The sequence below is a fragment of the Gallibacter sp. Marseille-QA0791 genome, from assembly GCF_965119705.1.
In the GTDB taxonomy this organism is placed as follows: Bacteria; Bacillota; Clostridia; order Peptostreptococcales; family Anaerovoracaceae; genus Lentihominibacter; species Lentihominibacter excrementipullorum.
The window spans coordinates 1,522,460-1,534,749 of record NZ_CBCPMH010000001.1; the positions used below are offsets into that span (position 1 = coordinate 1,522,460).

The 12,290-nt window shown below is 48.9% G+C and carries 10 protein-coding genes and 1 tRNA gene; 3 read left to right on the plus strand and 8 right to left on the minus strand.

Features of this window, described 5'->3' with window-relative positions; genetic code table 11:
• The 6 genes from ACQY69_RS07120 to ACQY69_RS07145 all read right to left on the minus strand — a co-directional run bounded on the left by ACQY69_RS07120 (position 1) and on the right by ACQY69_RS07145 (position 8,252).
• Complete coding sequence (locus ACQY69_RS07120; RefSeq protein ID WP_428259775.1) at positions 1 to 669, minus strand: ABC transporter ATP-binding protein; 669 nt, start codon at positions 667 to 669, stop codon at positions 1 to 3.
• Between the two features lie 187 nt (positions 670 to 856).
• Positions 857 to 2,068 carry a sensor histidine kinase gene (locus tag ACQY69_RS07125; RefSeq protein WP_428259777.1) on the minus strand — a complete coding sequence of 404 codons (1,212 nt, stop codon included), beginning with the start codon at positions 2,066 to 2,068 and terminating at the stop codon, positions 857 to 859.
• The gene (locus ACQY69_RS07130; protein ID WP_428259779.1) at positions 2,065 to 2,937 is read right to left on the minus strand and encodes a response regulator transcription factor; all 873 of its coding nucleotides are present in this window, start codon (positions 2,935 to 2,937) and stop codon (positions 2,065 to 2,067) included. The genes ACQY69_RS07125 and ACQY69_RS07130 overlap by 4 nt, the downstream gene beginning before the upstream one ends.
• A 712-nt stretch (positions 2,938 to 3,649) precedes the next feature.
• A complete protein-coding gene (gene clpB / locus ACQY69_RS07135; RefSeq protein ID WP_428259781.1) occupies positions 3,650 to 6,241 on the minus strand; it encodes an ATP-dependent chaperone ClpB in 2,592 nt (863 codons plus the stop codon).
• Positions 6,242 to 6,399: 158 nt separating this feature from the next.
• A complete protein-coding gene (locus ACQY69_RS07140) occupies positions 6,400 to 7,743 on the minus strand; it encodes an MATE family efflux transporter (RefSeq protein WP_428259783.1) in 1,344 nt (447 codons plus the stop codon).
• Positions 7,744 to 7,778: 35 nt separating this feature from the next.
• Positions 7,779 to 8,252: a MarR family winged helix-turn-helix transcriptional regulator gene (locus ACQY69_RS07145; RefSeq protein WP_428259785.1), complete on the minus strand. Its 474-nt coding sequence runs from the start codon at positions 8,250 to 8,252 to the stop codon at positions 7,779 to 7,781.
• Positions 8,253 to 8,410: 158 nt separating this feature from the next.
• On the opposite strand from ACQY69_RS07145, the gene ACQY69_RS07150 reads away from it, so the two are divergent.
• Positions 8,411 to 8,536 (plus strand): helix-turn-helix domain-containing protein, encoded by a 126-nt coding sequence (locus tag ACQY69_RS07150; protein ID WP_428261031.1) that lies wholly within the window; start codon positions 8,411 to 8,413, stop codon positions 8,534 to 8,536.
• Positions 8,537 to 8,627: 91 nt separating this feature from the next.
• Here ACQY69_RS07150 and ACQY69_RS07155 read toward each other — a convergent pair.
• Positions 8,628 to 8,710, minus strand: a tRNA-Leu gene (locus tag ACQY69_RS07155).
• 468 nt (positions 8,711 to 9,178) lie between these two features.
• Between ACQY69_RS07155 and tnpB the strand changes: the two genes are divergently transcribed.
• Entirely contained in the window at positions 9,179 to 9,688 is a 510-nt protein-coding gene (tnpB, locus tag ACQY69_RS07160; RefSeq protein ID WP_428257568.1) for an IS66 family insertion sequence element accessory protein TnpB, read from the plus strand.
• 77 nt (positions 9,689 to 9,765) lie between these two features.
• Positions 9,766 to 11,352 carry an IS66 family transposase gene (gene tnpC, locus ACQY69_RS07165; protein WP_428258407.1) on the plus strand — a complete coding sequence of 529 codons (1,587 nt, stop codon included), beginning with the start codon at positions 9,766 to 9,768 and terminating at the stop codon, positions 11,350 to 11,352.
• Positions 11,353 to 11,522: 170 nt separating this feature from the next.
• Here tnpC and ACQY69_RS07170 read toward each other — a convergent pair whose 3' ends face one another.
• Positions 11,523 to 12,278, minus strand: coding sequence for a YczE/YyaS/YitT family protein (locus ACQY69_RS07170; protein ID WP_428259787.1), 756 nt, complete (start codon positions 12,276 to 12,278; stop codon positions 11,523 to 11,525).
• Between the last annotated feature and the right edge of the window lie 12 nt (positions 12,279 to 12,290).

Consider the following 12,290-nt stretch of genomic DNA (forward strand, 5'->3'; position numbering starts at 1 on the left):
TCAATCCACCACCTTGCCATCTTCTATGACGATGGTCCTGTCGGCCATCTGAGCGATATCCTCGTTGTGGGTTATGACCACCAGAGTCTGGCCGTATTTCCTGGCCGAGAACTTAAGCAGTGCCATCACTTCATCGCCTGTCTTGCTGTCCAGATTTCCCGTCGGCTCATCAGCCAGTATTATGGAAGGCTTTGCCGCTATGGCTCTGGCAATAGCCGTCCTCTGTTGTTGTCCACCCGACAGTGTATTGGGCATGTTTCTGGATTTTCCCTCCAAACCTAGTGTTTTCAATATGTCCTTCACAAAATCCACGTCCACCGCTCTGCCGTCCAGGCCAATCGGGAGCACGATGTTTTCCCACACATTGAGGGACGGTACCAGGTTGAAGGCCTGAAACACAAAGCCTATCCTTCGCCTCCTTATCCTGGCCATATTGTCATCCGAAAAATCAGCCAGATTCCTTCCCGCCAGCCATACCTGTCCCGACGTCGGCCTGTCGAGGGCTCCCAGCATATGGAGCAACGTCGACTTTCCGCTTCCCGACTTGCCTACAATGGTAACGAACTCACCCTGCCGTATCTGTATATCCACATGGTCTACGGCCCTGACCAGATTTTCGCTTTCGCCATAGTATTTACAAAGGTCTTTAGTCTCAAGAATAACGTCCACTTTTAAAACCTCCTCGTATTCCGGTATTTTGCTTTTCTATGATACCCCCCCCGAAACATCTTCTGTCAATACGTTTCGAAAAATCCAGGGGCTGTTTTTCTTTACGGGTATATATTACACAGGAAGTCTTACAGCAAACTTACGAAGAGTCTTACATTTACCTTACAGTTCTCATTACAGCTTTCATTCACAATGGAAGCTGAATCACGAAAGTGCTTCCTTCTCCTAACTTGGATTTTACCGAGACAGTTCCGCCCTGATCTTCAAGTATCTTTCTGGTGAGATAGAGCCCGACACCGGAACCTTCCTGTTCCTTCACGGCATCGGCGCTTCCTCTGAAAAATCTGGCGAATATCCTGTTGCGTTCATCTTTAGGAATACCTATACCTCTATCTTCTATTTCGATCCTGACGAAGCTGAACAGCTTATTGACTCTGATAGTAACAACGCTGTGAGGTGGGCTGTACTTTATGGCGTTGTCTATGATATTGGCGAAGGCTTCCACAGTCCATTTCCTGTCCAGCCGCAGCTCCACATCTTCAAAATCTTCCGTCTCTATCTCCACGTCTCCGGCCACCGCCTTGTGGTATTCTGTATTGATAGCTCCAATGAGGACATCTGTGAGAGAAACATCTTCCGGTGTCAGGGTTATCATGTTATTTTCCAGACGCGAAATATTTATGAGAGCGGCCGTCAGGTTTTCCAGCTTATCCATCTGTATCCTGCTCCTGTTCAGAAACTCGTCTCGTTCTTCTTTCGTCTCCGCTTCCAAATACATATCAAAGCAGACCTTCATGGCGCTGATGGGCGTCTTCAGTTGGTGGGATATATCCGTCACCAAAGTCTTGGTATTGTCGTGTTCCTCATTGAACTTCGCTGTTTTGAGACGCAGCTTCTGCTCCAGCCGCTGCAACGACTCGGCAAACTGTACATCTACTGCGTCTCTCAGCTCATCATCATCGTCGGCAAACCGAAAATTTTCCGAAATGCAGTCTTCCAGCACTGCCAACAACATCTGCTGATGCTTTTTCTTCCTTCTGCCGGTATAGACGTGAACGCCGCAGCCAAATACCACAGCCGCGGCAGCCAGGACGCATACCGACGCTAAAAATGTGATGAGAAGCTGTCGGTAGCTGTCGCTCACCTGCCCGGCCTCATCGTATCCGTAGGAGGAAAGGATGGTGTTTCCTTCCTTTTCATACCTGAGCTCCTGATCCGTCATCGCCTCTATCAGTAAATTTTCGGCCTCCGGATACTGCTCCGCCACCGCTCCTGTCACGTTGGCCAGCCGTTCCCCTTCAGCTTTTCCCGCCTCGTCTATCACCTTTGCCCCCAACAAGCCTGTACCGGCAGCGGTGATAAGTACCACGGCGATAAATATAAATAAACTTCTTTTCACAGTTTCTCACATTCCCTTTCCCAGATATATCCCAATCCTCGTATGTTCTTGATGACAGCCGGCTTCGACGGGTCCTCCTCTATCTTCTCCCGCAGCCGCCTTATGTTGACAGCCACCGTGTTGTCATCGACGAAATTGCCGTCGATGTCCCAAATGGCCTCCAACAGCTGGGTTTTGGAAAGCACTTTCATAGGGTTATCCAGAAAATACAGCAGCAGCTTCTGCTCATTGGCGGTCAGCTGCAGATGTTTCCCGTCCTTCGTCACCATGTTCCTGTCGCTGTCGAAGACGATGTCGCCGGAGCGTATCCCCCGCTGTCCGGTACCGCCGCCAATGCCGTCAGCCCAGCCATTCCCACTGCTGCTGCCTTCAGCCCGGCCATTTCCACTGCTGCTGCCGCCGTTCCCAGTCGCCGCAGGGCCTCGGCCCTCACCCACCATTTGTCCGTACCGACTCATGATAGCGTTGACCTTTGATATGAGCACCGCCAGAGAAAAAGGCTTAGTCACATAATCATCACCACCGACATCGTATCCGTTCACGATATCCGTCTCCGTATCCATGGCTGTCAGGAAGAGGAAAACGCATCCTCCAGACCTGGCCGGCTCAGTCGAGCCGGCCAGACCTTCGCCCGTGATTTCGTCCGCCGCCCTTACCCTGGCACAAAAATCCAGTCCGCTGCCGTCGGGCAGCCCTATATCGCAGATTATCAACGCTATATCGTTGTCACAATACAGCTGCCATCCGGTCTTCAGATCTTCAGCCGGATACACATCATAGCCTTCCTTCGCCAGCTTCAGGCTAACAGCCCTGTTGAGGCTCCTGTCGTCCTCCACCAGCAGTATCCCGCCCTTCTTCTTCCCCTCCATCGGGTCACCTCCTATTCGGATAACAATATCGCGCGTTTTTCGCATCGCCACTATTATATCACGGCAATGAACACGGCGCAGAAACTTTGATGTGTCCTGTAAAAAACCTTCCGCCTCTTCTTTCCCTCGCACCTTGCCTGGTCCTCCCACAGGTTTTACCACAGACCTTTCAGCAGGTTTGTCCATTAATCTTACCGGATAACGATATCTCACCAGGGATACGGCAACAATTCACATCAGGTGTGCCGGATTTCGAAAAAACATGCGATTTTCGGCAGTGCCAACGCAGCCTTGTGCCGAATTTCTCATATCATCAAAAAATCGGGCAGCCAGAACCGGAAAAAATCGCATTTCCGGCAGCCAAGCTTTTCATTAACAATATTTATTTACAGCCATGTGCCGGATAGTATGTCCACGCCAAAAATGCGGCAAGCGATGTGCCGGATCTGAATCCAAAACAAAAAACGCGGCAAACAGTCGTGTCAGGCGTGCCGAATTTCATGAGATACAAGAGAATACGGCAAATACCTGCGCCAGCACTGCCGGATTTACAACACTATCCGAAAATACGGCAAGGATAGCTGTTTGTCGTCGTCCTTGCTTTCTGTCACACTCGCACCAAAAAAACGAGAGCCGCAGGCTGCTGTTACCAGCTTTTGCCCACATGCTCCCGTTTCATTCTCTGTCATATCCCGACGCCTGACTGTTTCTGCTATTTAGCCGTAAATGTCAGCTTTTTACCGTCGGTATCGATTTCTACGTCGTCCCCGTCTTTTACGGTGCCGCGGATTATCTCTCCGGCCAGTTCTGTCTCCACGTTCCTCTGGAGGAATCTCTTGACAGGTCTGGCTCCGTAAGCAGGATCATAGCTTTCGTCGGCGATGAATTTCTTTGCTTTGTCCGTAAGAGTCAATCTGATGTTCCTCTCCTCGAGACGTTTCTCTATATCCTTCATGGCCAGCTCTATTATCTTCACGATCTGATCCTCGGTCAGCGGTGAGAATACCACTATCTCGTCTATCCTGTTGAGGAATTCAGGCCTGAAGTACTTCTTCATCTCGTCTTCCACTTCCTGCTTTACCTTGGCATCGACAGTACCATCATCTCTGATCCCGTCTATCAGGTAATTGCTTCCAATGTTGGAGGTCATGATGACGATGGTGTTCTTGAAGTCCACCGTCCTGCCCTGATTATCGGTCAGCCGCCCGTCATCCAGCAATTGCAGCAGGATATTGAAAACGTCAGGATGTGCTTTTTCTATCTCGTCAAACAGTATTACGCTGTAAGGCTTCCTTCTGACAGCTTCCGTAAGCTGTCCGCCCTCGTCGTAGCCTACGTACCCCGGAGGAGCTCCTACCAGCCTGGACACGGAGTGCTTCTCCATATACTCGGACATGTCGATACGTATCAGATTCTTTTCCGTGTCGAACAGCGCTTCCGAGAGGGCTTTGGCCAGCTCCGTCTTGCCGACGCCTGTAGGCCCCATGAATATGAAGGAACCGATCGGCTTGCTGGCATCCTTGAGGCCTGCTCTGGCTCTCAGCACAGCTTCAGCCACGGCTTTAACGCCTTCCTCCTGGCCGATCACCCGTTTATGCAGTATCTCAGGCAGCTTCAGCAGCTTTTCACGTTCGCTTTCCACCAGCTTGCTGACAGGGATACCGGTCCATCCGGAGATAACTTCCGCGATCTCTTCTTCCGTGACCTCTTCCTTCAGCAGTCTGGCTTCCTTGCCTTCGTCGGCCTTTTCCTTTTCTATCTCCAGCTTCTTTTCCAGATCAGGCAGAGTACCGTATTTCAGCTGAGCCAGCTTTTCCAGGTTGTAATTCCTCTCGGCTTCTTCCATCTGGTGCTTTACATCTTCTATCTGCTGTTTTACCGCCTTGACCTCGGTGATGGCTTTCTTCTCGCCTTCCCACTGAGCTCTCATGGCGTTGCTCTCGTCCTTAAGCTGGGACAGCTCCTTCTCCAGGTGCTCCAGCCGAGTCTTGGAACCGGCGTCGGTCTCCTTGCTCAAGGCCTGCTTTTCTATCTCAAGCTGCATTATCTTTCTGGATATCTCATCCAGCTCCGACGGCATACTGTCTATCTCGGTCCTTATCCTGGCAGCAGCCTCATCCATCAGGTCGATGGCCTTATCGGGCAGGAACCTGTCGCTTATATATCTGTCGGAAAGAGTAGCACACGCTATCAGTGCGCTGTCGGTTATCCTTACGCCGTGATGTATCTCAAACCGTTCCTTCAGTCCTCTAAGTATGGAAATAGTATCTTCCACTGAAGGCTGATCTACCAATACCTTCTGGAAACGTCTCTCCAGGGCGGCATCCTTTTCGATGTACTTCCTGTATTCGTCCAGTGTCGTGGCACCTATGCAGTGGAGTTCACCTCTGGCAAGTTTAGGCTTCAGCAGGTTCCCGGCATCCATGGCGCCTTCGGTCTTTCCGGCGCCGACGATATTGTGTATCTCGTCGATGAAGAGTATTATCCTTCCCTCGGATTTCTCTATCTCGTTGAGGACGGCCTTGAGCCTTTCCTCAAACTCGCCTCTGAACTTGGCTCCCGCGATGAGCGCTCCCATGTCCAGGGCGAATATAGTCTTGTCCTTCAATCCTTCCGGAACGTCGCCGTTGAGGATACGCTGAGCCAGCCCTTCCACGACGGCCGTCTTGCCGACGCCCGGCTCACCGATGAGGACAGGATTATTCTTGGTCCTTCTGGAAAGTATCTGGATGGTATGTCTTATCTCTCCGTCCCTTCCGATAACCGGATCCAGCTTGCCCTCCCTGGCCATTTCCACCAGGTCACGTCCGTATTTGTTGAGAGCGTCGTAATTCTCCTCAGGATTCTGACTGGTCACCCTCTGATTCCCTCTGACCTTGTTGAGAGCGTCCAGGAACTTATCCTTAGTTATGTTGTACCGCTTGAATATGGCGGCCGAAGGGGTATTGCGCTCGTCCAGCAGCGCCAGGTAGATGTGCTCCACGCTGACGTATTCATCCTTCATCTTCTCCGCCTTTTTCTCGGCGTTGAGGAAAATCTGCTGCAATCTTCTGGTGGAGTACATGTTTTCCGCACTCCCCGAAACCTTAGGCAGTTTGTCTATCTCGCCTTCCAGCGCTCCGATGATCTCCCCTGTATTAGCTCCCATGAATTTCAGGAGCTTCGGGATGAGCCCATCCTTCTGCATCAGCAATGCCAGATGGAGATGTTCCCCATCTATCTGCTGATTTCCTTCTTCGATAGCTATGTTCTGACAGTCGATTATAGCGCTCTGCGCGTTCTGTGTATATTTATCTATATTCATGATTATCACCTCCGGATAAATCGGGAAAATACTGATACAGGTATATTTTCCCTTTCTGAAAATATTTTAAACCCTGCGAAAACAAAAGTCAACAACTTTTTTAGCACTCACTTGAAAAGAGTGCTAACAACTCACTTCGCAGATGTCCTCCTGTAAAATCAGTCCATATCCGGTCTGCCCAGCTCTCTGCGGAGCTTCAGCAGTATGACGAGGGACAACACCGCCGCCAGAAGCGCCGTCGCAGGAAAATTGAGCCATATCCCCGTAAGACCCAGCGGCCACAGCGCGCCGATCAAAATGACAGGGAAAAACAGCGCCGTCGACACCGATATCAACGAAGCAGCCACAGGCTTCTCCACTGCCAGCATATAACTCTGAGCAGCGAAAGAGAACCATCTGGTGACATACGTGATACTGAAGAGGTACAGCGCGCTGACGGAAAGAGCCGTCGTCTGCGCCCCGGCATCGGCGATGAACAGCCCCGTGATCTCCTCCGGGAAAAGGGTGATGGCGGCAGCCGAAGCCAGTGAAACCACCCCGCTGGCGACGAAGCAGCATTTTTCGATGGCCCGCACCCGTGAAAATTTCCCTGCGCCCCAGTTGTACCCCACCGCCGGCTGCAAGGAATCGCACATTCCGTACAACAGAGGCTGGACGAACCCGTCCACGAACATCAGCACCCCGTACACCGACACGGCCGTCTCGCCTCCCAGACGCACCAGGATAGCGTTCATCAATATGGATGTTATCCTTCCGGCGATATTGTTAAGGAAGTTAGGACTGCCGCAAACTATAATCTTCTTCACCATCTCTATATGAAAATGAGGTCGGCAGAATCTCAAAATCGCTTTACCGCTGAAAAACGGAATGAAAGCAATCACCGCGCATACCAGCATCCCGATGCACGTAGCCAGGGATGCGCCCCATACGCCCCATCGGAAGACGCCCAGGAATATGAATTCCAGAATGGCGCTCAGCACCGACATCAGCAGATTCAGGAACATGCTTCCACGTATGAAACCGCATATCCTGAGAAAGTTATCAGCTGCAAAGACGATGGTCGTCACCGGCGAGCAGACGGCGTAGACCTGCAGATACTGGGTAGCCAGCGCTGCGAATTCCCCATCGGCACCCATCAGCTCCATCAATCCGGGCGCAGCGGCAAAAAGCGCCCCGCCGATGATAAAGCCGGTACCCACTATCATCAAACAGGCACAGGTGAATATGTTGCAGGCCTCGCCCGTTTCTTTCCGCCCCAGGTATATAGCGATAGGCACAGCAGCCCCCACCCCTATCAGATCTGCCAAAGAAAAATTTATTATCACAAAAGGCATAGCCAGATTGATAGCCGCGAAAGCCGTCGCCCCCAGGAACTGACCTACAAGTACTCCGTCTATAGTCTGATACAGCGCCGACGCCAGCATGCTCACCGCACCGGGAACAGAGGCAAAAAAGAACAGTTTGAGCGGCCTCATCCCTGAAAAAATAGCAGTCGAATCCATATGTCTGTTTTTCCCTTTCTTTTCACATCATGTTCTTATCCCCGACTGACAGCTTTATCTCGGCCTAATTCCTCCTGCAGGCCGCTGATATATTTTTCGGTGACGCGCAGCAGTACCTTTCTTTCCTCCTCAGTAAGCTTCCCGAAGGCCGCCTGTTCAGCCCGCACCAACGGTACCACTACGCGCTGCACCGCATCATTCCCCTGCGCCGTAAGAACGACAGCCTTGCTCTTCTTGTTTCCCGGCACCGGTTCCAGCCTTATTATCTCCCGCCTTTCCAGGCTTTTGAGAGCGGAGTTGACCGTCTGGGGAGGTGAATGCCACAGGGCACAGAGCTCCCTCTGGGTGTATACCCTGCCATCCTTGTAGAGGGAGTAAAGCAGCCAGAGAGCCATATCTGAAAATCCGCAGCTTCTCGTGTAAATATGGTATATGTCGTCCATCTTCCTGTACAGCCTGTCAAAGGCTTCGAGGCTGTCGATGACATCCCTGTTCATATCCTTGTCCATCGTTCTTCTCCTTTTAAAACAAATAATCCGAATTCGGATATTTTTGATTATAGTCCGAATTCGGATTATTGTCAATGACTTCGTCTGACGCGGGCGTCACCGGATCGCTGCGCCGCTCTACCTGCGTCGCACTGCCATCGCGCCGGCGACTTGCCGCCATGCTGTTGTCAAATGAAACCAAATCTATCAGATATGAGACCATAGATACGTTATGTGCGATTTTTCAATGCACTCCCAACGAGCTATTTGTATATGTAGAAGATGATATGGATAATAAAATTTAATAAGTTTAGAAATGATAAAAAATATATAGGCGCCCGGGACTTTCAAAAAATAAAAAAGTGGAGACCTCTGAAAAAGAAAGCTCCGCTTTTTTGGTGCGCCAAGAGGGACTTGAACCCCCACGGTCTCCCACCAGAACCTAAATCTGGCGTGTCTGCCAATTCCACCATTGGCGCACATATACACTTTGACGCTGCGTCGAAAAGCCCGCCATTTATTGACCATATTAGTATATTGATTTTTCTCACCATTGTCAATTATATTTTGCAGACAAGGGGGTACCAAGTTTCTTAGTTGTCAGCGCAACGGGAACTCAGTGTTTTAACATCTAAAATATCGCCGTTTTATGGAAACCATGCATTCACGATATTTCAGGCCTTTTGGGGGCCTTTTTGAAAGCCCGATTATCGCGGATTCATTTTACAACACCACTGACGATATTTTTTGATGCATATCGATCGAAAAACTATCGCAGGCTATCCAAAAACATTCATCCGCGATAATCAAGGCGAAATAATCCGTTGAAAAAGGTCGAAATTATCGTCAGATGTATGCAAATCGTAAGGGTCAAAACATAGGCACATTGAAAAAAAGAGAACAAGGTAGTATGCTACTAAGTAGCAACTACAGGAGGAATAGCACATATGTGGCGAACATCGGATGAGTGGGAGAAAATAATCAAGGAAGCGTATACAAGTGACCTTCCCTTAAAAAGATGGTGCCTGGAACACAATATAAAAGATATTACCTTTAGAAAGGCCCGGGAAAGGCTCCTTCGAGAAGGGAAATTACGATTTATGGAAGAAAAAGTCCTGTTGCCCATAGATGAGAGTAGGAAGTGGGTACGATTGCCATCAGAAAACATCCGGGCAATTCTCGTTTTAGAACCTATCAGAGGGAATCTGTCTATGGAGTCCATGGCATCTATCATAGCGTTCGATCTGGATCTGCCCCTGATACCGGGGCAGATATTCTTCTTCATAGAAAAGAAATGGAAACAGATCTATGCGCTGAAGATATGCAAGAATGGATATTGCCTTTTCAGCAGAAAGCTCGAATACGGAACATTTTACTGGCCAAAATCTCACAGTTACGCCCGTGATTTCATGTACAGATATGAATATGACAGGCTTCTCAAAACCATTGAAAATTAATATGGAAGGATCCTTAAAACCATGGAATAGTCCTTAAAATCATTGAAATTTCAATGGTTTTTTGATATAATAAAGTCATGAAACAGATAGATCTTTCATCCATGACAAAAGCAGAATTGGAAAAATATGCACTGGACACCTCAAGAAAACTGGATGAGGTTTCAGCAGAGCTTGAATATTACAGAAAGATGTTTCGCCTTAGTCAGGCTAAGAGGTTCGGAAGAAAAAGCGAAAAGTCTTTAATAGATGACGGGCAGCAGGAGTGCTTTTTTAATGAAATAGAGAAAGAAGCCGATCTGAGGTTGCCGGAGCCAAAAGCGGAGAAAGCATGTCCTGTTCGCAAGATTAAACGAAAGGGAAAGAAAGACGCTTTTATCAGTGCCTTAAGAAAAACGGATCCTGTAGAATATGTGCTTACAGAAGAAGAGCAGCTCTGCCCTGTATGCGGCCATAAGCTTCATGAGATGACCAAAAGGATCCACCGCGAAGTGGAGATCATCCCGGCAAAGGCAGTTGTGCGTGAGCATATACAGCATATATACAGCTGCAGGAACTGTGAAAAAAACGGAACCGAAGCTACGATCATCGCCTCTCCAATGACGAGATCTCTGCTTCGTGGAAGCATTCTGTCACCGTCACTTGGTGCATACGTCATAACAAGGAAATATGAAAACCGTGATCCTCTGGATAAGATATCTAAAGATCTTAAGCGCTATGGTGTAAACATCAGCAAAGCAACCCTTTCAAACTGGATGATACTTCTTACGCAGAATTATCTTAAGGCTGTTTACGACAGGATGTACGAGAAGCTCCTGTCATATGATATCATCCAGGCTGACGAGACGAGCCTGTCGGTGCTGAGGGATAAGACGCGGGAAAAGAGCTACATGTGGATGTTCCGAAGCGGAAAGGGTATATCACCTATCGTGCTTTATCATTATGCGGATGGCTCTCGTGCAGGCTATGTCCCGGAAACATTCCTTAAAGAATATCACGGATACCTGCAGACAGACGGATATCAGGGCTACCTGAGTGTGAATGATGATATCATCCACGTAGGCTGTCTGGCCCATGCGAGGCGGTATTATGCAGACGCGCTAGAGGTGTTAAATGATAAAGGAAGTCCCGGGGCCTTAAAGATAAAGGAAGGGATCGTATGGTGTGATAAGCTGTTTCTTTTAGATGCCAAGTGCCATGAATTATCTACCGAAGAAGAACGAAGTGAATTCAGAAAGACCACGATGCGGAAGGTATTTGAGGGCTTCTTTGCGTGGGCGGAAGAAGAATCACAAAAGCCACTTCCCAAGGGGCTTTATCTTAAAGCGCTGAATTACACGATAAACCAGAGGAAACCATTGATGAATACCCTCCTTGATGAGAGGCTTGAGGTTTCCAATAACAGGAGTGAACGTGCGATAAAGCCGTTTGTGATGGGCCGTAAGAACTGGCTGTTCTGCAATACGCCAAGAGGGGCAAAGTCAAGCGCAATTCTGTATAGCATTGTGGTAAGCGCCATAGAAAATGATCTGCTGCCATTTGAATATCTGAGCTATCTGCTTGACCAGCTCCGTAGGATCGATCTGAATGATAAAGAAGCCATAGACAGCCTTATGCCATATTCAGAGCAGTTACCTGATGAATGCAGAAGAAAAGAAAACGAATAAAGAAAAAGTCCCCTTGTTCACATCTCTGTGAACAAGGGGATTGTTTTACCTTGTGCCTATGTTTTGACCCTTACTGCAAATCAGCGATTGGCGATATTCTAAAGAATGCCCATAAAAGGACGGTTTTTATCTTAACGTCAATGCAACTCATCCGAGCATACCGGGCGTTCTCAGTCTCCGTATGCTTCTTCGGTCCTGATACCGTATCTGACGTTTTCGTTTTTGATTTCTTCCGCATCCTCATGGATAAGCTCTTCGACCAGATCCTCAGCCCGGGAAACGGACGCGAACAGCTTCTCCGGCAGAAAATCCAGATGCTTTCCTATAAAGCGCGCGATGGCCCCAACCAGCAGAGCCGCGATCACAGTTCCTTCCCGAACGCCTGCCAGGTGGCTCATGAAAACAAAGGACAGGGCGGCCGCAGCCAATGTCATGGTCACGTCGAAGGTGATCTTCATGGTACCAAATTCCTTTTTCAACGTCATCACGATGGCTCTGACGAAGGATTCGCCAGGAAGCATCACTACATTGGCCAGCACTTCCATGTAGACACCAATCCCCAGGATAAGACATCCTACCAGCAAAAACAGCAATTTGACGACATACATATCCGGTGACAGCATCTTCAGCAGAAACATGCTGAAATCGATGAAATATCCAAAAGCTATGGATACCGGAAGCTGCAGGAAATACTCCGCTTTGAAATTTTTTCTCAATATTATCAGTTGAATGACTATCAGCAGAACGCTGAAGATTATGGTGAATTCTCCGAGAGTCAGCGGATAGTACAGACTCAGTACATAAGGTATCGCCGATATGGGCGATGTCCCCAGGTCGGCTTTCGTTATCACCGCTACTCCAAATGAACTTATGAAAAGACCTACAGTAAAAATAAGATATCGCTTAAATATTTCGGCCTTAGACATTAAATATGCATT